Source organism: Escherichia sp. E4385 (assembly GCF_963883145.1).
Lineage (GTDB): Bacteria > Pseudomonadota > Gammaproteobacteria > Enterobacterales > Enterobacteriaceae > Escherichia.
The window spans coordinates 120,664-145,553 of record NZ_CAWOOJ010000011.1 but is presented as its reverse complement, the minus strand read 5'-3'; the positions used below and the strand labels follow the sequence as shown (position 1 = coordinate 145,553).

Below are 24,890 nucleotides of genomic sequence, written 5' to 3'. Positions count from 1 at the left end.
CAGGAGTATCACGATGGATTTTTCTTTAACTGAAGAACAAGAACTGCTGCTGGCCAGTATTCGCGAACTGATTACGACTAACTTTCCGGAAGAGTATTTCCGCACCTGCGATCAAAACGGTACATATCCGCGTGAGTTTATGCGGGCGCTGGCAGATAACGGCATTTCTATGCTTGGCGTACCGGAAGAGTTCGGCGGCATCCCTGCGGATTACGTCACCCAGATGCTGGCGCTGATGGAAGTGTCAAAATGCGGTGCTCCGGCGTTTTTGATTACCAACGGTCAGTGTATTCACAGCATGCGCCGTTTCGGTTCTGAGGAGCAGCTACGTAAAACGGCAGAAAGCACCCTGGAAACCGGCGACCCTGCCTATGCCCTGGCGTTGACGGAACCCGGTGCTGGCTCAGATAACAACAGCGCCACCACCACTTACACGCGTAAAAATGGCAAGGTTTATATCAACGGCCAGAAAACCTTCATCACCGGTGCGAAAGAGTACCCGTATATGCTGGTGTTGGCGCGCGATCCAGAACCGAAAGATCCGAAAAAAGCCTTCACCCTGTGGTGGGTTGAGTCCAGTAAGCCCGGCATTAAGATCAATCCGCTGCATAAAATCGGCTGGCATATGCTTAGCACCTGCGAAGTTTATCTCGACAACGTGGAAGTTGAAGAGAGCGACATGGTAGGCGAAGAAGGAATGGGTTTCCTCAATGTGATGTACAACTTTGAGATGGAGCGCCTGATCAACGCCGCGCGCAGCACTGGCTTTGCCGAATGCGCATTCGAAGATGCCGCCCGCTATGCCAACCAGCGTATCGCTTTTGGTAAGCCAATTGGTCATAACCAGATGATCCAGGAAAAACTGGCGCTGATGGCGATTAAGATCGACAACATGCGCAACATGGTGTTGAAAGTGGCATGGCAAGCCGATCAGCATCAGTCACTGCGCACCAGCGCGGCGCTGGCAAAACTGTACTGCGCACGCACTGCAATGGAAGTCATTGATGATGCAATTCAAATCATGGGCGGGTTGGGCTACACCGATGAGGCACGCGTCTCCCGCTTCTGGCGTGATGTCCGCTGTGAACGGATTGGCGGTGGTACTGACGAGATTATGATTTACGTTGCAGGTCGGCAGATCCTGAAAGATTACCAGAATAAATAATCTTCAGGCGGCGCAGCTTCTGACAAAAACTGCGCCGTCAGATTTATCCGGCAAGACTTACAGGTTCAGAAAATTCAGATAAGATTTCTTGTTCAGCAAAACAATTTTTAAATTGTTTGCGGTAATCACTGGGAGAACAGCCAACATGGCGCAAAAACAGTTTGGCAAAATGATCGACATTTTCATAACCCACGCGCCAGGAGATTTCTGCCTGCGACAAATCGGTATTGGTCAGCAACCATTTCGCTTCCGTCATACGCCGTTGAATGACGTAGTTAATGGGAGAAATTCGATACTCTTTAGTAAATTCATGACAAATATAACTGACGCTGGCACGAAATTTTTTCGATAACTGTTCTAAAGTGATTTTTTCGCGGTAATTATTATTAAGATAAAAGAGAATATCTTTTATCAGGACATCTTTTTTAATATATCCCTGCTCCGAACGATAGGCATTTTTAAAGTTTTCGTAATAGAGAATCGCTAACGTATAGGAAAATGCATCCCACACTGAAGATGTGTTGCCATTTTTACTTTGCGGTAAAATCACACTTAATTCATTAAAAAGCGTTTTGATGACCTCTTTTCCCTGCCCTGCGGCAATTACCGGACAAGAATGCGGTTGCAGTAACTGATTTTCTTCTGCGCCCTGAAACTGAAAACCGTAAAGCGCACAGGTACAGGTCGTTGCCGGGTCGTTAGCATCTGAGGCCACCGCGTGCAGTCTGCCACGCTCTATCACCACAATGTCATCGGCATGTGCCACATAGAGCGAAGAATCAATGGTAAACCTTGCCACCCCTTTCTTAACATAAATCAGCTCGGTTTCATTATCATGAACGTGATGTCCCGACTCCCATTTAGGATCGTCACTAAACGCAAAGCGCGAAAGTCGTGGCGTTTTACCGGCGACAAACAGCGTTTCGCTGGCATTATCAAAACAGCGTTGATACATGACAACCTCCCTATTCCATGAGCAAGTAAAAACAATATATGCCGGATAAAATACGGCGTGTATTGCGGTTATACAACCGCATTTAGCGAGAGCTAAACAAGATTATTTACATTGAATGCAAGATAGTACGTAAACGATGGCATAATATTGCCACTTATTGTGCTTTTGTTTTAACGATCTCATTTTTTTTGCAAGATTGTTCGCAAGGAAAACAGATTGCTCCGTCGAAAACCCCGCCCTGCTATCGCACACTATTTTCAGGCCATTTTTACCTTCCATCGGAGATGGTTCCGTATGCGACCCACAGGAGAAATCATGAAAATAATAACCTGCTTTAAGCTGGTGCCTGAAGAACAGGACATTGTTGTCACTCCCGAGTACACCCTCAATTTCGACAATGCCGACGCCAAAATTAGCCAGTTCGATCTCAATGCCATTGAAGCCGCAAGCCAGCTTGCAACGGATGATGATGAGATAGCCGCGCTGACCGTTGGCGGTTCATTGTTGCAGAACTCAAAAGTGCGTAAAGACGTGTTATCCCGCGGACCGCACTGTCTGTACATGGTGCAGGATGCCCAGCTTGAGCATGCACTGCCTCTCGATACCGCAAAGGCGCTGGCGGCAGCAGTTGAAAAAATCGGCTTCGATTTACTGATCTTTGGTGAAGGTTCCGGCGATCTTTATGCCCAGCAGGTTGGCTTGCTGGTCGGAGAAATTCTGCAACTTCCGGTGATTAATGCTGTGAGTGCTATTCAGCGTCAGGGCAATACACTGGTGATTGAACGCACGCTTGAAGATGAAGTTGAAGTGCTCGAACTCTCTGTTCCAGCCGTGCTGTGCGTCACGTCAGATATTAACGTGCCACGCATTCCATCGATGAAAGCCATTCTCGGCGCGGGCAAAAAAACGGTACATCAGTGGCAGGCGAGTGATATCGGCTGGAGCCAGGCCACACCGCTTGCTGAACTGATCGGCGTTCGCGTACCGCCGCAAACAGAACGCAAACATATCATTCTCGATAACGATTCGCCGGAAGCCATTGCCGAGCTGGCGGAACATCTGAAGAAAGCCCTGAACTAAAGCCAACGGAGAAAAAACGATGAGTCAATTAAACAACGTCTGGGTCTTTAGCGATAATCCTGAACGTTATGCCGAACTGTTTGGCGGCGCGCAGCAATGGGGCCAACAGGTGTATGCCATTGTACAAAATACCGACCAGGCACAGGCCGTTATGCCTTATGGTCCAAAATGTATTTATGTTCTTGAGCAAAACGCTGCACTGCAACGCACTGAAAATTACGCTGAAAGCATTGCTGTCCTGCTGAAAGATAAACACCCCTCTATGTTGCTGCTGGCCGCGACAAAACGCGGTAAAGCGCTGGCTGCACGGTTAAGTGTGCAACTGAATGCGGCGCTAGTGAACGATGCCACTGCGGTTGATGTGGTCGATGGTCACGTTTGCGCCGAGCACCGTATGTATGGCGGGCTCGCGTTCGCCCAGGAAAAGATCAATAGCCCGCTGGCGATCATTACCCTTGCGCCCGGTGTTCAGGAACCTTGCACCAGTGACGCCTCGCATCAGTGTCCGATTGAAACTGTGCCTTACGTTGCTCCGCGTCATGAAATTCTTAGTCGCGAACGCCGTGCGAAAGCGGCAAGCAGCGTGGACCTGAGCAAAGCAAAACGCGTGGTCGGCGTCGGTCGTGGTCTGGCAGCACAGGATGACCTGAAAATGGTCCACGAACTGGCAGCGGCACTCAATGCTGAAGTCGGTTGTTCACGCCCGATTGCCGAAGGCGAGAACTGGATGGAGCGTGAACGTTATATCGGTGTCTCCGGCGTGTTGCTGAAATCCGACCTCTACCTGACGCTGGGGATCTCCGGGCAGATCCAACATATGGTTGGCGGCAATGGCGCAAAAGTGATTGTCGCCATCAATAAAGATAAAAATGCGCCAATCTTCAACTATGCCGACTACGGTCTGGTGGGCGATATCTACAAAGTCGTCCCTGCCCTGATCAGCCAGTTGAGCCACTAATCCCCTTTCAACCACATCTCCCGCTGTGAAGACAGCGGGAAGGGAGCATAACGCATGTCGGATGACAAATTTGATGCCATTGTGGTCGGTGCGGGCGTTGCCGGTAGCGTTGCCGCATTGGTCATGGCGCGAGCCGGACTGGATGTCCTGGTGATCGAACGCGGCGACAGTGCCGGATGTAAAAATATGACCGGCGGGCGTCTTTATGCCCACACGCTTGAAGCGATCATTCCAGGCTTTGCTGCATCAGCGCCGGTAGAACGCAAAGTCACACGCGAGAAAATCTCCTTCTTAACCGAAGAGAGCGCCGTTACCCTCGATTTTCACCGCGAGCAGCCAGATGTTCCGCAACACGCTTCTTATACCGTATTGCGCAATCGTCTCGACCCGTGGTTGATGGAACAAGCCGAACAGGCGGGTGCGCAGTTTATCCCGGGCGTTCGCGTCGATGCGCTGGTTCGTGAAGGTAACAAGGTCACTGGCGTCCAGGCCGGGGATGATATTCTCGAAGCCAATGTGGTGATTCTGGCTGATGGCGTTAATTCAATGCTTGGCCGTTCGCTGGGAATGGTTCCCGCCTCCGATCCGCATCATTACGCTGTTGGCGTTAAAGAAGTCATTGGCCTCACGCCGGAGCAAATCAACGATCGCTTTAACGTCACTGACGATGAAGGTGCCGCCTGGCTGTTTGCCGGTTCCCCTTCTGACGGCCTGATGGGCGGCGGATTCCTCTATACCAACAAGGATTCCGTATCGTTGGGTCTGGTTTGTGGATTGGGTGATATCGCCCACGCGCAAAAAAGCGTGCCGCAAATGCTGGAGGATTTTAAACAGCACCCCGCCATTCGCCCACTGATTAGCGGTGGCAAACTGCTTGAATATTCCGCGCATATGGTGCCGGAAGGCGGTCTGGCAATGGTGCCGCAACTGGTTAACGATGGTGTGATGATCGTCGGTGACGCCGCAGGCTTCTGCCTCAATCTGGGCTTTACGGTTCGCGGAATGGATTTAGCCATCGCATCGGCCCAGGCGGCTGCCACAACGGTGATTGCCGCCAAAGAACGCGCGGATTTCTCCACCAGCAGCCTGGCGCAATACAAGCACGAGCTGGAACAAAGCTGTGTTATGCGTGATATGCAGCATTTTCGCAAGATCCCAGCGCTGATGGAAAACCCGCGCCTGTTTAGTCAGTATCCGCGCATGGTCACCGATATCATGAACGATATGTTCACTATTGACGGCAAACCAAACCAGCCGGTACGAAAAATGATTCTCGGACATACGAAGAAAATCGGGCTGATTAATCTGCTGAAAGATGGCATTAAGGGGGCAACCGCGCTATGAGCCAGAACGCTACGGTCAACGTTGACGTCAAATTAGGCGTCAACAAATTCCATGTTGATGAGGGCCACCCACATATCATTCTGGCGGCAAATCCCGACATCAATGAATTTCAAAAATTAATGAAAGCCTGCCCTGCCGGACTGTATAAGCAGGATGACGCGGGAAACATTCATTTTGATTCCGCCGGTTGTCTGGAGTGCGGCACCTGTCGGGTGCTGTGCGGCAACACTATTCTCGAACAATGGCAATACCCCGCAGGCACCTTCGGTATTGATTTCCGTTACGGCTAATTACGCTTCCCACAGGCCCGCACATCGGGCCTGACGTTCTGTTTCGAGAGTTCAAAATGAAAGTGACATTAACGTTTAACGCGCAGCGTCGTGCAGCCTATCGACAACAAGGATTGTGGGGCGATGCTTCGCTGGCCGACTACTGGCGGCAGACTGCATGCGCGATGCCAGACAAAATAGCCGTTGTCGATAATCATGGCGAATCGTACACCTATAGCGCACTCGATCACGCTGCGAACTGTCTGGCAAGCTGGTTACTGGCTAACGGTATTGAATCGGGCGATCGTATCGCTTTTCAATTGCCTGGCTGGTGTGAATTTACCGTTATCTATCTTGCCTGCCTGAAAACCGGTGCAGTTTCCGTGCCGTTGTTGCCTTCCTGGCGAGAAGCTGAACTGGTGTGGGTGCTCAATAAGTGTCAGGCAAAAATGTTTTTTGCACCGACATTGTTTAAACAAACGCGTCCGGTAGATTTAATCCTGCCACTGCAAAATCAGCTTCCACAACTACAACAGATCGTCGGCGTGGATAAGCTGGCCCCCGCCACCTCGTCTCTCTCGTTAAGTCAGATTATTGCCGACAATCCCCCGCTGGCCGTCGCAACATCGGTCCACGGCGATGAATTAGCGGCGGTGCTATTTACCTCCGGAACTGAGGGTATGCCAAAGGGCGTGATGCTAACGCATAATAATATTCTCGCCAGCGAGCGGGCTTATTGCGCGCGGCTGAATCTGACCTGGCTGGATGTCTTTATGATGCCTGCACCACTCGGTCACGCGACGGGGTTTCTGCATGGTGTAACAGCGCCGTTTTTGATTGGCGCCCGCAGCGTGTTGTTAGATATTTTTACCCCGGAAGCCTGTCTCTCGCTGCTTGAGCAACAACGTTGTACCTGTATGCTCGGAGCAACGCCGTTTGTTTATGACCTTTTGAATCTACTTGAGAAACAACCTGCCGACCTTTCTGCGCTGCGTTTCTTTCTTTGCGGCGGCACCACGATCCCCAAAAAAGTGGCGCGTGAATGCCAGCAACGCGGCATTAAATTATTAAGCGTTTATGGTTCCACGGAAAGCTCGCCACATGCAGTGGTGAATCTCGACGATCCTTTGTCGCGCTTTATGCACACCGATGGTTACGCTGCCGCTGGGGTGGAAATTAAAGTGGTCGATGATGCACGCAAGACCTTACCGCCAGGTTGCGAAGGTGAAGAGGCTTCGCGTGGCCCTAATGTGTTTATGGGTTATTTTGATGAACCTGAATTAACCGCTCGCGCGTTGGATGAAGAGGGCTGGTATTACAGTGGCGATCTCTGCCGCATGGATGAGGCTGGCTATATAAAAATTACCGGACGCAAGAAAGATATTATTGTTCGCGGCGGCGAAAATATTAGCAGCCGTGAAGTGGAAGATATTCTATTGCAGCATCCTAAAATTCACGATGCCTGTGTGGTTGCGATGCCCGATGAACGTTTAGGTGAACGTTCATGCGCTTATGTCGTGCTGAAAGCGCCGCATCATTCATTATCGCTGGAAGATGTAGTGGCATTTTTTAGCCGTAAACGGGTCGCGAAATATAAATACCCTGAACATATCGTGGTGATCGAAAAACTGCCGCGCACGGCCTCCGGTAAAATACAAAAATTTTTGTTACGCAAAGATATTCTTCAACGGCTCGAACAAACATACGTTGAGGCATAATTCATAAATAATAAAGCACCTTATACGCAAGGTGCTTTATTCAATCCCGATTAACCACGTCCGACATATGGCATATTATTTGCCATAATCGTTATTTCCAGCACATTCGTGGTTACTGGCAACTGGGCCATCATCTGAATGGCTGCTGCAACATCAGCAACATTCATCATATCTTCCGCTTTAATAGCGCCATCTGCCTGATAAACGCCCTTACGCATCCGATTCGATAATGTCGTTTCCGCATTGCCGATATTAATTTGCCCGCAAGCGATATTAAATTTGCGACAATCAAGGGAAATGGCCTTGGTCAACCCGGTAACAGCATGTTTCGACGCCGTGTATGCCGCAGTATAAAGGCGCGGTGTCAGTGCGGAAATCGACGCATTGTTAATAATGCGTCCTCCCATTGGCTGCTGCGCTTTCATGATTTTAATCGCTTCTTTCGAACACAAAAATGTCGAGTGAATATTGGCGTTAAACACGCGTATCCACTCAGTAAACTCAACCTCTTCAATACTTTTTGCCGGACTATTATTGCCCGCATTATTGAACAAGAGATCCAGTCGACCAAAACGAACCTTAATCTCGGCAAATAGTGCAACGACAGCAGACTCATCCGTGACATCAGCAACCAGAGGAATAAAGCGTTCCTTGGCTAAACCTTGTGCACATTGCTGTAAGGTTTCTTCGTTACGCGCGGCAACAATAACAGTATATCCAATGTCATAGAGTGCCTTTGCTGCCGCGTAGCCGATACCTTTACTTCCCCCTGTCACCAGGGCAATTTTTGTCATAGCCAGCTCCGCCTATAATAAACTCATGTCGATTTTCACGACTGTTTTTTTGATTTTCTCCACGTTATCGACTTTATAACATGCCCGATGTACCTCTTCCGGGAAGACCACCACAAACTGTCCTGGTGTCAACGTGATTATCCGATCATTAATACGTTCATCAGCATAAAAAATAACGTCACGGTCGCCCAGGTGGCTTTCTACAACCGAGTTTTCTCCATCATCAAAATCCACACAAATCCGCTCTTCTCCGGCAATTAAGAAATGGACATCAAGATATTTACGATGAACTTCTGGTCGGCATTCATGTAGTGGTTTAGTCATCGGTTCAACCACGGTATAAAATATTGAGTCATCCTGAATAAAAACCTTTTCCCCCACAGGAACACTATTCAGCTCATGCTGTGAAAGATACTCAATGACACGAGCAATGACAGGATGAAATGTCCGCTTTTGTTGTTCACTAAGATACGCGATATCACCATAAATCATATTTCCCGCCTTATTGAGTAACAGGGGTAATAACTGGCTGTCCGCTAAAGAAAGCCTGTAAGTTATCAAAAACCAAATCTGCCATTGCATTAAACGTTTCGCTCGTACCACTGGCGATATGTGGCGTCAGGACAACGTTATCCAGCGACATTAATTGTTCTGGCACATGTGGTTCGTTGGCATAAACGTCCAGTGCCGCACCAGCAATGATGTTATTTTGCAGAGCATCAATCAGATCGGTTTCGTTCACCACTGATCCCCGGGAAATACTGATCAAATGTCCGGTTTTCCCCAGAGCCTGCAGCACAGTTTTGTCGATAACGCCGCGTGTACTTACCCCGCCAGGCAGCGTCAGAACGAGGAAGTCCACCGCTTGCGCCAGAGAAACCAGCGAATCATGCGCCGTCCATTCAGGTTTGTTATGCGGTTTTGGGTCGAAATAGTGAATTTCCATTTCAAATGCTGCTGCACGGCGGGCTACAGCATTACCAATGTTCCCCAGACCAACAATTCCGCAACGTTTACCACTCACTTTCGTCGCCATCGGGAAACGCCCTTCGTTTGGCCAACGACCGCCACGAACATAACGATCGGCAATGTTAATACGTCGGGCAACATTGAGTAACAACGCCATGCCAATGTCTGCAACACAGTCATTAAGCACGCCAGGGGTGTTGGTGACGATAACGCCATGCTCCCTGGCTGCCACGATATCAATAGGGTCATAGCCCACACCATTGCTGGCAATAATCTTCAGATTCGGAAATTTTTCAATTAGCGCCCGAGAAGCTCCCATTACCGGATTACCACTGGTCACCAGCGCCTTAATATCCGGCGCGATCTGCGTGTAAAAAGCGTCTGCGTCGGTCAGTTCCCACAGGCGATATGCGGTGAAGGTAGATTCAACTTTAGCCATTAAGCGGTCGCTTAATTTGCCGACGATCGCCACCTGAATATCTTTTAAGTTCATACACTATTCCTTGATTGATGTTTGCTGCAGGCCACTTACCATAGGCCAAGAATTTTCCACCACACCGCCCCCAGTCCGAACCAGATGACAATGTTCAACAACATGACGATAAAGCCCAGCCGCCACCATTCTCGTTGCGAGACATAGCCAGCGCCGTAATAGATGACTGCGGGTCCGTTGCCATAATGCGAAATGCCGCTCATCAGGTTAGTGACGAACGCCAGTGACAGAGCAGCCATCATCGGCGGCGCGCCTGCAGCAACCGAGACGCTGCCAAAAGCGGCATACATCGCCACTACATGCGGCGTACTTCCGGCAAAGAAATAGTGGGAATAGCAGTAAACTATCAGCAAAACCGTCAGTGTTATTTCCCAAGGAATGCCGGTGAACAGAGCCGAGGTTGTGACGGCGAACCATTTGAACAGGCCAAGCTGATTGAGCTTATCTGCCATACAAATCATGACGCCCAGCCAGACCAGAATGTCCCAGGCTCCCTTCTCTGACTGCACATCCTGCCAGGTGATAATCCGGGTCATCAACATTAAACAGACGCCGGAAAGCGCGACAGCGGTCGCATCCAGACCAGTCCATTTCGATGTACTCCAGGCCAATAATGAAAGCAGGAAAATGCCAATCGTCACGCGCTCATCTCGGGTTACCGGCCCCATTTTGATAAGTTCTTCCTGTGCCAACGCTTTGGCTTCTGGCGTCTTTTTGATCTCTGGCGGGTAGAGTTTGTAAATGACCAACGGCATAGTGATAAAAGCGATAATGCCCGGCACCAGTGCGCTTAGCGTCCACATCCCCCATGAGATATCGACAAATAAGGTGCTGGCCGCCAGAGATACAATGAGTGCATTTGGCGCGCTGGCCGTCATAAACATCGAGGATGAGAGACAGTTGGAATGGAACACCGTCTGCATCAGATAAGCGCCAATTTTACGCGGCCCTTGATCCGGTTCAGATCCAAAGCTGTTAGAGACACTGCGAACAATCGGGAACAAAATTCCCCCTGCTCGCGCTGTGTTTGATGGCGTTGCGGGCGCGATAATCATATCGCTTAGCGCCAATGTATAACCCAGACGTAACGAGCTGCCGCCAAATCCGCGAATCAGCAAATAGGCGATACGCCGCCCCAACCCCGTTTTGATGAATCCTTTCGCGTACAGGAATGCGGCGACAATAAGCCATACCGTGGTGCTGCTGAAACCTTTTAAGGCTTCGCTGGTTTTCATCATGCCGGTCAGCATAATAAAACTGATGGCTATTAACGCGATAGCGCCTACCGGCAACGGTTGCAGAATAAACGCCACCACAGTGGTGATGAATATGGCCAGAATGTGCCAGGTTAAGGGTGTTAATCCGTCAGGGACGGGGGAAAACCATATAGCGAGTGCGACAATCGCACAAATCAGGACTTTCAAATAGCAACTCATATGCAATCCCTGTAGCTGTTTCCCTCCGCTCGCGGAGGGAATTTATCCTGTTTTCTGTACAGCCAGACAAATCAGAAAATCGGTTTTAGTTCGAATAAATTCTCTGAATTACATAATCTGCGCTTATGTCTGAATAACGGTGCGGTAATTTTTCATATCCATATCCCTTTTTATGCTGTGGTTGAAGACAGTATAAAAACGGGACTCGCCAGTGACTTCGTGCAATCCAACGAACTCTGGACGAAAAAATTACGCATATGCTTAAGGAAATTGACGAGTGGTCACATTCGGCTTTGAGAAAAAACGGTATCGATAATTATTCTGTGGAGAGGATCGCAAACAAATTGAAATCAGAAAGAACACCAGCCAATTATTCAGATGATGCCCGGAAGCTTTTTATATTGCACGAGCGCGTTTGCCCGAAGTAGGTTGATAAAAGGTGGGGATATAGAAATGGACCCGGCGACTGAACGCCGCCGGGTTTTTATTTATTTCTTCAGTTCAGCCAGGCTTAACCAGGTTTGCACCACGGTGTCCGGGTTCAGAGACAGGCTATCGATCCCCTCTTCCATCAGCCATGCAGCAAAGTCTTCGTGGTCAGACGGTCCCTGACCGCAAATGCCGACATACTTGCCCTGTTTCTTCGCAGCACGGATCGCCATAGACAGCAGTGCTTTCACGGCGTCGTTGCGCTCATCGAACAGTTCAGACACCACGCCGGAGTCGCGGTCCAGACCGAGCGCCAGCTGTGTCATGTCGTTTGAGCCGATAGAGAAACCGTCGAAATATTCGAGGAACTGTTCAGCCAGCAAGGCGTTGGACGGAATTTCGCACATCATGATGATTTTTAGCCCGTTCTCACCACGTTTCAGCCCCTGACGAGCCAGTTCTTCAACCACTGCTTTCGCCTGGTCTACGGTACGCACGAACGGGATCATGATCTCTACGTTGGTCAGTCCCATGTCGTTGCGCACACGTTTCACCGCTTCACACTCCAGTGCGAAGCAGTCGCGGAAGCTGTCAGAAACGTAGCGGCCCGCGCCACGGAAGCCCAGCATCGGGTTCTCTTCATGCGGCTCGTAACGCTCACCACCCACCAGATTGGCGTATTCATTGGATTTAAAATCAGAAAGACGGACAATCACGCGTTTCGGATAAAACGCGGCGCCCAGCGTCGCGATCCCTTCGGTCAGACGGCCAACGTAAAATTCGCGCGGAGAATCGAAGCCTTTCATCATCTCGCGAATTTCATTTTGTAACTGTGGTTCCTGGTCATCAAACTCAAGCAGTGCGCGGGGGTGAACGCCAATCATGCGGTTGATGATAAATTCCAGACGCGCAAGGCCCACGCCTTCGTTCGGCAGGCAGGCAAAGTCAAACGCACGGTCAGGGTTACCGACGTTCATCATCACTTTCAGTGGCAGGTCCGGCATGGTTTCCACGCTGGAGCTTTTCACACTGAATTCAAGCAACTCCGCATAGACGTAACCGGTATCGCCTTCGGCACAAGAAACGGTGACGTTCTCACCGTCTTTCATCCGTTCGGTCGCATCACCGCAGCCCACTACCGCCGGAATACCCAGTTCACGAGCGATAATTGCCGCGTGACAGGTACGACCGCCACGGTTGGTGACGATGGCAGACGCTTTCTTCATGATCGGTTCCCAGTCCGGGTCGGTCATGTCAGTAACCAGCACGTCGCCAGGTTCGATGCGGTTCATTTCGCTGATGTCATGAATGACTTTCACCGGACCCGCGCCGATACGATGACCGATAGCGCGGCCTTCGGCGATAATCTTGCCCTGTGAATGCAACGTATAACGTTCCATCACCTGACCGCGAGAACGTACAGTTTCTGGACGCGCCTGCACGATAAACAATTTACCGGTGTGGCCATCTTTCGCCCACTCAATATCCATTGGGCGACCGTAGTGTTTCTCAATTTGTACGGCCTGTTTTGCCAGTTCCTGCACTTCTTCGTTGGTCAGCGAGAAGATGTCACGCTGTTCCTGCGGTACGTCTTCGATTTTAACCTGCTTGCCGTGCTCCTGGGTCGGCGCGTAGACCATACGGATTTTTTTCGACCCCATGGTGCGGCGCACGATAGCCGGGCGATTCGCTGCCAGTGTCGGTTTATGCACGTAAAACTCATCCGGGTTAACCGCGCCCTGCACGACCATTTCACCCAGGCCCCATGCGGAAGTGATAAACACCACCTGGTCAAAGCCGGATTCGGTATCAATGGAGAACATCACCCCAGAAGATGCGAGGTCGGAGCGCACCATCCGCTGAACACCGGCGGAGAGTGCCACGCCACGGTGATCGTAACCCTGATGCACACGATAAGAGATGGCGCGATCGTTAAACAGAGAAGCAAAGACATGTTTCACTGCCACGAGAACGGCGTCAAAACCCTGAACGTTGAGGAAGGTTTCCTGCTGACCGGCAAAAGAGGCGTCCGGCATATCTTCTGCGGTGGCGGAGGAACGCACCGCAAAAGAGGCATTTTCGTCATCGGCGGAAAGCTGTGCATAGGCTTCGCGGATGGCGTTTTCCAGCTCAGGCTGAAAGGGAGTGTCGATAATCCACTGGCGGATTTGCGCGCCCGCTTTCGCAAGCTGGGTAACATCGTCAATATCCGTTTTATCCAGCAGTTCATAGATGCGCTGGTTTACGCCGCTTTGGTCCAGAAACTGGTTAAACGCGTCGGCGGTTGTGGCGAAACCATTCGGAACGGAAACGCCCATTCCGGAAAGGTTAGTAATCATTTCACCCAGGGAGGCATTTTTGCCCCCAACCCTGTCTACATCATTCATGCCGAGTTGGTTATACCAAAGCACCAGCGGTGACGAGCCATTGTTGGACATCGAACAATCCTTTTGTGATAAATGAACGGTTTGAGAAACACATTTCTGCGTATTTATCTTTGCATATTTAACCGGATGAAAAAAACGGTGAATCGTTCAAGCAAATATATTTTTTTACTTTTTAAGACAGATCCCTGCGTTGCGCAAATTCGCTATCTTCAGTAATTTCCACATAAACCATCGGTATAAACGAAAGCGTAAAAAATGAAATACTGTTTTCATAAAATATAAAATTGAAGGTTCATTTTATAAACCAGGCATAACCTTCTACGCTTCTGTACGTTTTTAATTTATGCTTTCATAGAATTATGTCTGCATCACGGGAAGAACAAAATGGATAATGCTGTTGATCGCCACGTTTTTTATATTTCTGATGGTACGGCTATAACTGCGGAGGTATTAGGACACGCAGTGATGTCACAATTTCCCGTTACTATCAGCAGCATTACGCTGCCGTTTGTCGAAAATGAGAGCCGTGCTCGGGCCGTGAAGGATCAGATTGACGCAATTTATCACCAGACAGGTGTGCGCCCGCTGGTTTTTTACTCCATTGTGCTACCGGAAATCCGCGCCATCATTTTGCAAAGCGAAGGTTTTTGCCAGGATATTGTGCAGGCGCTGGTTGCCCCGCTACAACAAGAGATGAAACTGGATCCAACGCCGATTGCTCATCGTACCCATGGCCTGAACCCTAATAATCTCAATAAATATGATGCGCGCATTGCGGCGATTGATTACACCCTCGCCCATGACGACGGCATTTCGTTGCGCAATCTGGACCAGGCTCAGGTGATCCTGCTCGGCGTCTCTCGCTGTGGTAAAACCCCCACCAGCCTGTATCTGGCGATGCAGTTTGGTATCCGCGCGGCAAACTACCCCTTTATTGCCGACGATATGGATAATCTGGTGCTGCCCGCGTCGCTCAAACCGCTTCAGCATAAATTGTTCGGACTGACTATCGACCCTGAGCGTCTGGCGGCGATTCGCGAAGAGCGTCGGGAGAACAGTCGCTATGCCTCGCTTCGCCAGTGCCGGATGGAGGTTGCGGAAGTGGAAGCGTTGTACCGTAAAAATCAGATCCCGTGGATTAACAGTACCAATTATTCGGTAGAAGAGATTGCCACCAAGATCCTCGATATCATGGGCCTAAGCCGTCGAATGTACTAGAGAACTAGTGCATTAGCCTATTTTTTGTTATCATGCTAACCACCCGGCGAGGTGTGACACACCTCGCACTTGAAATCAGCTGCGATTGGTTTATCGTGATGCGCATCACTTCCCGGTAGTCCTGCCGTTGAAGCAACAAATTTCTGAGACTTGTAATGAACAGAACTGACGAACTCCGTACTGCGCGTATCGAGAGCCTGGTAACGCCCGCCGAACTCGCGCTACGGTATCCCGTAACGCCTGGCGTCGCCAACCATGTCATTGATTCCCGCCGCAGAATTGAAAAAATACTGAACGGTGAAGACAAGCGGCTATTGGTCATTATTGGACCCTGCTCGATCCACGATCTGACCGCTGCCATGGAGTATGCCACCCGTCTGCAGGCGTTGCGCAACCAGTACCAGTCACGACTGGAAATTGTAATGCGCACCTATTTTGAAAAACCGCGTACCGTTGTTGGCTGGAAAGGACTCATCTCCGATCCGGATTTAAACGGCAGCTATCGCGTTAATCACGGCCTTGAAATGGCACGTAAGTTGCTGTTGCAGGTAAATGAACTGGGCGTTCCCACCGCGACCGAGTTCCTCGATATGGTGACCGGTCAGTTTATTGCTGACTTAATTAGCTGGGGCGCAATTGGCGCACGTACCACCGAGAGCCAAATCCACCGTGAAATGGCGTCAGCGCTCTCCTGTCCGGTAGGTTTTAAAAATGGTACCGATGGCAACACGCGGATTGCCGTGGATGCTATCCGCGCAGCCCGTGCCAGCCATATGTTCCTCTCGCCAGACAAAAACGGTCAGATGACCATCTATCAGACCAGCGGCAACCCATACGGCCATATTATTATGCGTGGCGGCAAAAAACCGAACTACCATGCCGATGATATCGCTGCAGCCTGCGATACGCTTCACGAGTTTGATTTACCTGAACATCTGGTGGTTGATTTCAGCCACGGTAACTGCCAGAAGCAGCACCGCCGTCAGTTAGAAGTCTGTGAAGATGTTTGCCAGCAAATCCGCAATGGCTCCACGGCAATTGCCGGAATTATGGCAGAAAGTTTCCTGCGCGAAGGTACACAAAAAATCGTCAGCGGTCAGCCGCTCACCTACGGTCAGTCGATTACCGATCCTTGTTTAGGTTGGGAAGATACTGAACGCCTGGTCGAAAAACTCGCCTCTGCGGTAGATTCCCGCTTCTGAATGCGTGCCCATTCCTGACGGAATGGGCATTTCTGCGCAACTTGTTGTCTTCTCAACAAATTACCGCTTGCTCTGGTTTGCCATAATATTGATAATAAGAATCATTGTTATATCAATTATTATTAATTTTTATGCGTTATACGGATAGCAGAAAACTCACGCCTGAAACGGATGCCAATCACAAGACCACTTCCCCGCAGCCCATTCGGCGAATTACCAGCCAGACACTGTTAGGTCCTGATGGCAAACTGATTATCGATCATGACGGGCAAGAATATCTGCTCCGTAAAACTCAGGCTGGCAAGCTGCTGTTGACCAAGTAGCCTTTAACTCGAGCAGCTGACTTCAAGCCGTTTACCCCAGTCAGGTGGACGACTGACATAGTCATCATCCCTGTCGCTGAAAGGATTTCGCAACGCTTCATGCAGACGTTGTAATTCTGTCATATCGCCCTTTTCTGCCGCCTCAATAGCGCGTTGTGCCAGCCAGTTTCGCAATACCAGCGCAGGATTGACGCTCTGCATCAGTTGCTGACGTTCACTATCGGCAACTCCGTCTTGTTGCAAGCGCGCCCGATAACGCGTAAACCAGTCATCAAACGCCGCGCGGTCAATAAACTCATCGCGCAGCGGTGAAGCCGCACTGTGCTGCTCGGTCAGACTTAACATGCGGAATGTGCGAGTATAATCACTGCGCTCTTGCGACATCAAACTGAACAATTCATTCAGTAGCGCATTATCCTCTTTTTGCTCCGTCATAAAGCCCAGCTTCTGCCGCATACGTTTTCCATAATGCGTCAACAAAACCTGTTGATAGCTTTCCAGTGCCTCGTTTAACGCGTCGACAGTGATAAACGGCGACAATGTCTGCGCCAGACGCTGTAAATTCCACAACGCAACGGCAGGTTGATTATCAAAGCTGTAACGTCCCTGATGATCAGAGTGATTACAAATAAAGCCCGGTTCATAATCATCGAGGAAAGCAAATGGACCATAATCCAGCGTCAGCCCGAGAATCGACATGTTATCCGTGTTCATCACCCCGTGAGCAAAACCGACTGTCTGCCAGCTGGCGATTAACGAAGCCGTACGTGCGACAATATCGGTAAACCAGAGGCGGTATTTATCCTCTTCATCCTGAAGATGCGGCCAGTAATAGCGAATGGCGAAGTCAGCCAGCTGGCGAACTTTTTCCGGTTCCCGACGATAGTAAAAGTGTTCAAAGTGGCCAAATCGCAAATGACTCTGCGCTACGCGCATCAGCATCGCTCCTGATTCGACCGTCTCCCGGTAAACCGGCGTATCGCTGGTAACAATGCTTAAGGCGCGTGTCGTCGGAATGCCAAGGTGATGCATTGCCTCACTGGCAAGACTTTCGCGAATTGTTGAACGTAAAACCGCACGTCCGTCGCCCATCCGCGAATAAGGCGTCAGCCCCGCACCTTTCAGATGCCAGTCCATGGTGGTGCCGTCGGCAAACTGTTGCTCGCCGAGTAAAATACCGCGCCCGTCGCCAAGCTGCCCCGCCCAGACACCAAACTGGTGGCCACTGTAGACCTGGGCCAGTGGCGACATGCCTGGCAGTAAAGTTTCGCCGCCCCAGACACCCGCGCCACTTTCAAACAGCGACGATGGAACACCCAGCGTATTAGCCAGTTCGGCGTTATACCAAATCAACCGGGCATTATTTAAAGGCGTAGGGGAAAGCGATGTATATGTTGCCGGCAATTCATCACGCCAGCGGGTAATAAAAGACAGGGTCATAGATCCTCCTGTTTGATAGTGTAGACGGTTACTCTCGTCTTAAACACCAGCAAACAAGAGGGTTATCGCTGGACCAGCGTTGTTATCTGGCTTACGGGAACTGCGGGCCACAAGCATCCCTGAAAAGCATGGAAACCAAACGGCACCATCTGCGCCAACATCTCCGGTGTATTAATACCAGCAGCGATAATACAATTGCAACAAGGTGAAATTTGCGCATGGAGCGCACGAATAAAAGGCGCGAAAGATTTATGGACTATTTGTTGCTGAATAAAACCTTTATCCAGCATGACGCGAGTGAAAAGCCCATCAAAAACAGCCTTCATTGTACTGTTGCCCGCACCCAAATTTCCCAAAACCAATGGAAAAATTTGCGATAAGTGCAAAAGTTCATAATTATCTTTTCCCTCATTAAGATGAGGATAATTTTCATTAATCATCAATTCAGCAAAGGGAATTTTTAATAGTTTGCTTGCGTTATTATCCCTATCTAATAATAACTTTGCTACTTGTGGCGTTAAATTAATCCAGGCAAAGAGTTTATGTTGAATAAAAAAATGTTGGCATGATTTTAGTAATTCCAACTTTTCGGCAAATAATTGCCAATGCTGCTCCTCTGAAAGTTGTGCAATAACCCGTGTCGTCGGGATGCGCACCGTACCGTCGTCACTGGAGAAATGGGTTATTAACTCAACCCCAACAAGATTTTGTTGGCTGTCTCTTATCGGTAGAAAATAGTAATCAGAATGATAAAGATTCTCCAGTAAGACCTTCATGGTAACAGCCCCTCTCTTCGGATTTTTTTCAACATCCAGATAAAAAGTTTGAGGCCATAAGGCATAACAAATACAGAGGGAATAACTTTCATTTGTTCCATGTTAACCACTTTTTCAGGGGTCCTTTTTTTAGATTATCCTGAGTATAAACGAATATTCCATTTGCGGTATTTTTGTCTGCAAAATACTACTGTATTCAGGAGTTAACAGACGGTGCGGTATCAGCACCGTCCATTTATTGAGATACTAGATTCGTCTCGCCTGCCAGAAATTTTTCTGCCAGTAGACATTATCGAGGGAAGAACGCATCACCCCCTTGCTGGTAGAGGCGTGAATGAATTGATTGTTGGTATCGTAAATACCCACGTGTAAACCATTTTGCCCGGAACCTGTTTTGAAAAAGACCAGATCGCCTGGCAGCAATTCTTCTTTATCAATTTGGGTACCGATAGCGGCCTGTTGTTTTGTTTCGCGTGGCAACTGTAAGTCGAAACGGTCACGCATCGTCACAACCACGAAACCAGAACAGTCCACTCCACGTCGAGTCATGCCGCCATAACGATACGGCGTACCATGCCAGCTCTGTAGTTGATCGTTCAAACCGGCAATGACAGTAATGGAGTCAGAAAGCCTGGCGTTTGGCGGCGGCGCTTTATGATGGCTACACCCGGCCAGAAACAGTGCTGTAATTAAAATTAGGCAGAAACGCATTCCGTACGAATCCTCTGTTTTTTATTCTTGCATTAATTTAGCGTCGAAATTACCCGTTTTTCAAGATGCTAATGAAATCAGGTGGTCGAAATCAGCATTCGGTGACCTTCAATGTCCAGACGACGGAAGCTCATGCCATAAGCCTGGGCCAGATTCGGCGGCGTTAGTACTTCATCTCTCCGCCCACTGGCAAGCAGTTTTCCTTGTTTAAGTAACCACGCCCGATGCGCGTGACGCAATGTGTGGTTAAGATCGTGACTGCTCATCACAATCGCCACGCCTTGCTGACAGAGCGCGCTCAAAATTTTATCTAACGCGCTTTGCTGGGCAACATCAAGGCTGTTCATGGGTTCATCAAGGAGAAGCAATTGACCTGCCGGATTCGCTTGCGGCGTGATTTGTAGCACCACAGCAGCAAGACGGACACGTTGCCATTCACCACCGGATAGTTGATTGGTGCTTCGACCGAGTTTGTCATCAAGGGCCAACGCCCCTGCGACATCATTTAGCAGATCGGTTCGCGTTTTATCGTGCTGGTGCATGGTCAGGTAATGCCAGACTGGCATAGCAAACGGCGGCGTCTGTTGTTGTGCAAGATAGGCGCGATGCAGGGCGAGTTTTGTTGCGGGCCAGGTATCCAGTGGTTTACCTGCAAACTGAATGCTTCCCTGACCACTGGTCATCCCCGCCATTCGCGCCAGCAAGGTGCTCTTGCCCGCGCCGTTCGGACCCACCAGATGCAGGATCTCCCCTGCCCGGACCTCGCCAGAAAGCGGCCCCAGGCGGGTTGATTCCGCTACATCCTGTAACTGCATCACAATAGACATTATTTTGCCAACGCCAGTTTAATGCTTTCCATTACAATAGGATCTTCCGGCGTCATATCCGGGGAAAAACGCTGGATGACCTTTCCGTCTCTACCCACCAGAAACTTTTCAAAATTCCACAAAATATCATCAGGGTACAGTGGCGCACGACCTTTACTGGCCATTCGCGCGTAGAAACCGCTCTCTTCCGGTGCCACCGCCGTGGGCGCTGCGGCAATCAATTTTTGATATAGCGGATGACGCCCTTCGCCATTGACCTCAATTTTACTGAACATTGGGAACGTCACGCCCCAAGTGGTGGTGCAATAAGTTTTAATTTCTTCATCACTACCTGGTTCTTGTTCAAGGAACTGGTTGCACGGAAATCCCAGCACGAAGAAACCACGATCGGCCCAGGCTTTCTGGATGTTCTCCAACTGTTCATATTGCGGCGTTAAGCCACACTTTGAAGCGACATTAACAATTAGCAGCACATTACCGGCATATTTCTCCAGCGTGGTCACTTCCCCGTCAATCGTCTTCACTACGGTGGTCAGAATGGGATCTTGCATCGTGTCTCCTGGATAAGGTCAGTAAAAATCTTAGCTTTTAATCATAGACCGTCTTTATGCGGCTAACGTCCTGCTTTTAACAATAACCAGATAAACACCGGCGCACCCAGGGTGGCGGTGACCACACCAATCGGTAACTCTGCGGAAGCCAGCGCCAGTCGAGCAACAATATCGGCAAGCAGCAACGCAGTAGCACCTGCCAGCGCGCAGCCGGGAAGTAATACCCGGTGATCGGTTAATCCGCACAGCCGCAGAATATGCGGGATAACCAGGCCAATAAACCCAATAGCGCCAGCCAACGCCACACTGACACCGACCATCCAACCGGTAGCCGCGACCAGTACATTGCGCCAGAGCCACAGTGGTAACCCCAGTTGTCGCGCCGAGATTTCACCCAGCGCTAACATATTCATTGGGCGGGACTGACAGCAAATCCACAACAACACCGGAATCAAGGCCACCATCAGCCAACTTTGTCGCCAGTCTACACCCCCAAAGCCGCCCATCATCCAGTACATCAGTTGGCGTAAATCAACAGACGTGGAAAAGTAGATGGCCCACGTCATTAACGCGCTACAGATGATACCCAGCGCAACACCAGCCAGCAGTAATCGGCTGGTTGAAAGATGACGACGGGCAAAACGCAAGAGAATTAAGGTGATAATAAGCGCGCCAGCAATCGCACACAGCCCCAGCGCCCAGTTCGGTAACTGCCCTTGCCCAAGCAATACAGCGGCGATAAGCCCCACTCCAGCACCGTTAGAGACGCCAAGCAGCCCCGGCTCCGCGAGAGGGTTTTCAAACAGCGCCTGCATGACCGCGCCTGATAACGCCAGCGCCGCGCCAACCAGCAATACAGCCAGGGTACGTGGCAGACGAATTTGCCAGACGAACAGTTCGCCACGAGGAGTGAACCAGTCGGCAGGTGAAATCCATTGTTCACCAGCGCAAAGGCTTAAGAGAAGCGCCAGCAGCATCAAAACTGACAGGCATAATAACCAGCGAATATTTTGTCGCTGTTGTTGGCGGGCAAGTGTCAGCATGGTATCCGTTCTGCTGAAGTGTCATTCCGTTGATTTTACGGTGACTCTTCGACAGTGAAAAGAAAAAAGGCCGCAGAGCGGCCTTTTTAGTTAGATCAGATTACTCGTCTTTGGGTGTGGCGTTTTCGACCCGGCTTTTTAACTTCTGCCCGGGTCTGAAGGTCACCACGCGCCGTGCTGTAATGGGAATATCCTCGCCCGTTTTCGGGTTACGTCCCGGGCGTTGATTCTTATCACGCAGATCGAAGTTACCAAAACCAGAGAGTTTCACCTGCTCGCCGTTTTCCAGAGCGCGACGGATCTCTTCGAAAAACAGTTCAACCAGTTCTTTGGCATCCCGCTTGCTAAGCCCAAGCTTATCAAACAGATATTCTGACATTTCAGCTTTTGTAAGCGCCATAGGTTCAATCCCTCAATGATGCCTGGAATCGCTCTTTTAATGCCTCTACACATTTGGCGACGGTAGCGGCAATCTCCTCTTCTTCGAGTGTACGGCTGGTATCTTGCAGGATCAGGCTTATGGCGAGGCTCTTATACCCCTCCGCAACACCCTTACCGCGGTACACGTCAAACAAGTTTACGCCAACTACCTGATTTACGCCAACTTTCTTACATTCGGATAAAATATCCGCTGCGGGAACGTTTTCTGCAACCACAACCGCGATGTCACGACGGTTCGCCGGGAAGCGCGAAATCTCGCGCGCTTGAGGCACCACGCGGTCTGCGAGCTTGTTCCACTCCAGTTCAAACACCAGAGTGCGACCGTTAAGATCCAGTTTACGTTCCAGTTCAGGATGAACAACCCCAACAAAACCAATACGTTCACCTTTCAGATAAATCGCTGCGGATTGTCCCGGATGCAGTGCCGGATTCGCTTCTGCACGGAACTCAACATCAGCCAGTTTACCGGTCAGGTCGAGAACGGATTCAAGATCGCCTTTCAAATCATAGAAATCAACAGTCTCTTTTGCCAGGTTCCAGTGCTCTTCGTAACGGTTACCGCAAATCACACCGGCTAACATCAGATCCTGACGAATGCCCAATGGCGCCTGCGTATCTGGCACGAAGCGCAGACCGCTTTCAAAAATGCGCACACGGTTTTGCTGACGGTTCTGGTTGTACACTACAGTTGCCAGCAGACCGGTCCACAGAGAAAGACGCATTGCCGACATTTCAACGGAAATCGGGCTTGGCAGCAGTAAGGCTTCAACGCCCGGGTGGATCATCTGCTGCACTTTCGGATCAACGAAGCTATAGGTGATCACTTCCTGATAGCCTTTGTCGTTGAGCAGCGTTTTCACGCGCTTGAGTGACAAATCGGCTTCACGGTGAGTCCCCATAATCAGGCTCGCCTGCACCGGTTCATCCGGGATGTTGTTGTAGCCGTAAACACGCGCCACTTCTTCGACCAGATCTTCTTCAATCTCCATGTCGAAACGCCAGCTCGGTGCAACAGCCTGCCACTCGTCCTTGCCTTCGGTAACTTCACAGCCGAGACGACGCAGAATGTCAGTCACCTGTGCATCGGCAATATGATGGCCGATCAGACGATCCAATTTGCTACGACGCAGAGTGATGGTCGCACGCTTCGGCAACGTTGCTTCGTTAGTGATATCGATAACCGGGCCAGCTTCACCGCCGCAGATATCGATCAGCAGACGGGTCGCACGTTCCATTGCTTTGTGCTGCAGTGCCGGATCAACACCACGCTCATAACGGTGAGAAGCATCAGTATGCAGGCCATGACGACGAGCACGACCGGTGATAGAAAGCGGGCTGAAGAACGCGCATTCCAGCAGGACGTTTTGCGTTTCGTCATTCACTCCAGAGTGTTCGCCACCGAAGATACCGCCCATCGCCAGCGCCTTGTTGTGGTCGGCGATGACCAGGGTGTCAGCGTTCAGCTTCGCTTCGGTACCGTCGAGCAGTACCAGCGTTTCGCCCTCTTTCGCCATCCGCACCACAATGCCGCCTTCAATGCGATCTTTGTCGAAAGCGTGCATCGGCTGACCCAGTTCGAGCAGCACGTAGTTGGTGACGTCAACCACTGCATCGATAGAACGAATCCCGCAACGACGCAGTTTTTCTTTCATCCACAGCGGAGTTGGCGCTTTAACGTTAATGCCTTTTACTACGCGGCCAAGATAACGCGGGCAGGCTTCCGGCGCTTCTACCGCAATCGGCAGCGTGTCATCGATGGTTGCACCAACCGGGACAATTTCCGGTTCAACCAGCGGAAGCTGGTTCAGCACGGCAACATCACGCGCTACGCCGATAATGCCTAAGCAGTCTGCACGGTTTGGCGTCACACTGATTTCGATGGTGTTGTCATCAAGTTTCAGGTATTCACGGATGTCGGTGCCAATTGGCGCATCCGCAGGCAGTTCGATAATACCGTTATGATCGTCAGAAATACCCAGCTCAGAGAAGGAGCACAGCATCCCTTCAGACGGTTCACCGCGCAGTTTCGCGGCTTTAATTTTGAAATCGCCCGGCAGTACAGCACCAATAGTTGCTACCGCCACACGCAGGCCCTGACGACAGTTTGGCGCGCCGCAGACGATGTCCAGCAGGCGATCGCCACCGACATTGACTTTGGTCACTCGCAGTTTGTCAGCATTCGGATGCTGCGCACATTCAACCACTTCACCAACGACCACGCCGTGGAAGCTACCGGCAACCGGTTCTACACCGTCAACTTCCAGGCCCGCCATCGTGATTTGATTCGCCAGCGCATCACTATCGATCGCCGGGTTCACCCATTCGCGTAACCACAGTTCACTGAATTTCATAATCTATTCC

Annotated in this window: 23 protein-coding genes; 9 read left to right on the top strand and 14 right to left on the bottom strand. The window is 50.3% G+C overall.

Annotation, left to right across the window (positions count from 1 at the left end; all coding sequences use genetic code 11):
• The first annotated feature begins 13 nt into the window (after window positions 1-13).
• Window positions 14-1,165, top strand: a complete 1,152-nt coding sequence (locus AACS80_RS10600) for an acyl-CoA dehydrogenase (RefSeq protein WP_000347861.1) — start codon at window positions 14-16, stop codon at window positions 1,163-1,165.
• Window positions 1,166-1,208: 43 nt separating this feature from the next.
• Here the strand turns inward: AACS80_RS10600 and AACS80_RS10595 are convergent, their stop codons facing one another.
• Window positions 1,209-2,120: an AraC family transcriptional regulator gene (locus tag AACS80_RS10595; protein WP_130208252.1), complete on the bottom strand. Its 912-nt coding sequence runs from the start codon at window positions 2,118-2,120 to the stop codon at window positions 1,209-1,211.
• Window positions 2,121-2,435: 315 nt separating this feature from the next.
• On the opposite strand from AACS80_RS10595, the gene AACS80_RS10590 reads away from it, so the two are divergent.
• Genes AACS80_RS10590 through fadK form a run of 5 tightly spaced genes read left to right on the top strand, consistent with a single transcriptional unit; the run spans window position 2,436 to window position 7,489 of the window.
• Window positions 2,436-3,200, top strand: a complete 765-nt coding sequence (locus AACS80_RS10590) for an electron transfer flavoprotein (RefSeq protein WP_135410000.1) — start codon at window positions 2,436-2,438, stop codon at window positions 3,198-3,200.
• A 19-nt stretch (window positions 3,201-3,219) separates the two neighbouring features.
• The gene (locus tag AACS80_RS10585; protein WP_135410001.1) at window positions 3,220-4,158 is read left to right on the top strand and encodes an electron transfer flavoprotein subunit alpha; all 939 of its coding nucleotides are present in this window, start codon (window positions 3,220-3,222) and stop codon (window positions 4,156-4,158) included.
• A gap of 54 nt (window positions 4,159-4,212) precedes the next feature.
• Window positions 4,213-5,502 carry an FAD-dependent oxidoreductase gene (locus AACS80_RS10580; RefSeq protein WP_135410002.1) on the top strand — a complete coding sequence of 430 codons (1,290 nt, stop codon included), beginning with the start codon at window positions 4,213-4,215 and terminating at the stop codon, window positions 5,500-5,502.
• On the top strand, window positions 5,499-5,792 hold the full coding sequence (locus AACS80_RS10575; RefSeq protein WP_000081086.1) for a ferredoxin family protein: 294 nt from the start codon (window positions 5,499-5,501) through the stop codon (window positions 5,790-5,792). The genes AACS80_RS10580 and AACS80_RS10575 overlap by 4 nt, the downstream gene beginning before the upstream one ends.
• A 56-nt stretch (window positions 5,793-5,848) precedes the next feature.
• Window positions 5,849-7,489, top strand: a complete 1,641-nt coding sequence (gene fadK, locus AACS80_RS10570) for a medium-chain fatty-acid--CoA ligase (RefSeq protein ID WP_138183782.1) — start codon at window positions 5,849-5,851, stop codon at window positions 7,487-7,489.
• A 50-nt stretch (window positions 7,490-7,539) separates the two neighbouring features.
• Here the strand turns inward: fadK and AACS80_RS10565 are convergent, their stop codons facing one another.
• The 5 genes from AACS80_RS10565 to ppsA all read right to left on the bottom strand — a co-directional run bounded on the left by AACS80_RS10565 (window position 7,540) and on the right by ppsA (window position 14,048).
• Window positions 7,540-8,283, bottom strand: coding sequence for an SDR family oxidoreductase (locus AACS80_RS10565; protein ID WP_135410003.1), 744 nt, complete (start codon window positions 8,281-8,283; stop codon window positions 7,540-7,542).
• Between the two features lie 12 nt (window positions 8,284-8,295).
• Window positions 8,296-8,775, bottom strand: coding sequence for a YhcH/YjgK/YiaL family protein (locus AACS80_RS10560; protein ID WP_130218911.1), 480 nt, complete (start codon window positions 8,773-8,775; stop codon window positions 8,296-8,298).
• A gap of 10 nt (window positions 8,776-8,785) precedes the next feature.
• Complete coding sequence (locus AACS80_RS10555; protein WP_130218909.1) at window positions 8,786-9,745, bottom strand: 2-hydroxyacid dehydrogenase; 960 nt, start codon at window positions 9,743-9,745, stop codon at window positions 8,786-8,788.
• A gap of 35 nt (window positions 9,746-9,780) precedes the next feature.
• Window positions 9,781-11,181, bottom strand: coding sequence for an anion permease (locus AACS80_RS10550; protein ID WP_001278076.1), 1,401 nt, complete (start codon window positions 11,179-11,181; stop codon window positions 9,781-9,783).
• 488 nt (window positions 11,182-11,669) lie between these two features.
• The gene (ppsA, locus tag AACS80_RS10545) at window positions 11,670-14,048 is read right to left on the bottom strand and encodes a phosphoenolpyruvate synthase (protein ID WP_130208268.1); all 2,379 of its coding nucleotides are present in this window, start codon (window positions 14,046-14,048) and stop codon (window positions 11,670-11,672) included.
• A 333-nt stretch (window positions 14,049-14,381) separates the two neighbouring features.
• On the opposite strand from ppsA, the gene ppsR reads away from it, so the two are divergent.
• From ppsR to hemP, 3 genes are all read left to right on the top strand, one after another.
• Entirely contained in the window at window positions 14,382-15,215 is an 834-nt protein-coding gene (ppsR, locus tag AACS80_RS10540) for a posphoenolpyruvate synthetase regulatory kinase/phosphorylase PpsR (protein ID WP_000368046.1), read from the top strand.
• A 155-nt stretch (window positions 15,216-15,370) separates the two neighbouring features.
• Window positions 15,371-16,417 carry a 3-deoxy-7-phosphoheptulonate synthase AroH gene (gene aroH / locus AACS80_RS10535; RefSeq protein WP_131161178.1) on the top strand — a complete coding sequence of 349 codons (1,047 nt, stop codon included), beginning with the start codon at window positions 15,371-15,373 and terminating at the stop codon, window positions 16,415-16,417.
• 131 nt (window positions 16,418-16,548) lie between these two features.
• Entirely contained in the window at window positions 16,549-16,740 is a 192-nt protein-coding gene (gene hemP, locus AACS80_RS10530; RefSeq protein WP_135410004.1) for a hemin uptake protein HemP, read from the top strand.
• 3 nt (window positions 16,741-16,743) lie between these two features.
• Here the strand turns inward: hemP and selO are convergent, their stop codons facing one another.
• The 8 genes from selO to pheT all read right to left on the bottom strand — a co-directional run bounded on the left by selO (window position 16,744) and on the right by pheT (window position 24,880).
• Window positions 16,744-18,180 carry a protein adenylyltransferase SelO gene (selO, locus tag AACS80_RS10525; RefSeq protein WP_135410005.1) on the bottom strand — a complete coding sequence of 479 codons (1,437 nt, stop codon included), beginning with the start codon at window positions 18,178-18,180 and terminating at the stop codon, window positions 16,744-16,746.
• A gap of 62 nt (window positions 18,181-18,242) precedes the next feature.
• Window positions 18,243-18,956 (bottom strand): EAL domain-containing protein, encoded by a 714-nt coding sequence (locus AACS80_RS10520; protein WP_138183781.1) that lies wholly within the window; start codon window positions 18,954-18,956, stop codon window positions 18,243-18,245.
• Between the two features lie 246 nt (window positions 18,957-19,202).
• The gene (locus tag AACS80_RS10515; RefSeq protein ID WP_130208276.1) at window positions 19,203-19,667 is read right to left on the bottom strand and encodes a C40 family peptidase; all 465 of its coding nucleotides are present in this window, start codon (window positions 19,665-19,667) and stop codon (window positions 19,203-19,205) included.
• A 77-nt stretch (window positions 19,668-19,744) separates the two neighbouring features.
• Complete coding sequence (gene btuD / locus AACS80_RS10510) at window positions 19,745-20,494, bottom strand: vitamin B12 ABC transporter ATP-binding protein BtuD (RefSeq protein ID WP_130208278.1); 750 nt, start codon at window positions 20,492-20,494, stop codon at window positions 19,745-19,747.
• Entirely contained in the window at window positions 20,494-21,045 is a 552-nt protein-coding gene (btuE, locus tag AACS80_RS10505) for a bifunctional thioredoxin/glutathione peroxidase (RefSeq protein WP_135410006.1), read from the bottom strand. Before btuE ends, btuD begins: the two co-directional genes overlap by 1 nt.
• A 62-nt stretch (window positions 21,046-21,107) precedes the next feature.
• Window positions 21,108-22,088, bottom strand: coding sequence for a vitamin B12 ABC transporter permease BtuC (gene btuC, locus AACS80_RS10500; RefSeq protein WP_130208282.1), 981 nt, complete (start codon window positions 22,086-22,088; stop codon window positions 21,108-21,110).
• A 100-nt stretch (window positions 22,089-22,188) separates the two neighbouring features.
• Entirely contained in the window at window positions 22,189-22,488 is a 300-nt protein-coding gene (gene ihfA, locus AACS80_RS10495) for an integration host factor subunit alpha (RefSeq protein ID WP_002440155.1), read from the bottom strand.
• A gap of 4 nt (window positions 22,489-22,492) precedes the next feature.
• On the bottom strand, window positions 22,493-24,880 hold the full coding sequence (gene pheT / locus AACS80_RS10490; RefSeq protein ID WP_130259846.1) for a phenylalanine--tRNA ligase subunit beta: 2,388 nt from the start codon (window positions 24,878-24,880) through the stop codon (window positions 22,493-22,495).
• Window positions 24,881-24,890: the final 10 nt, after the last annotated feature.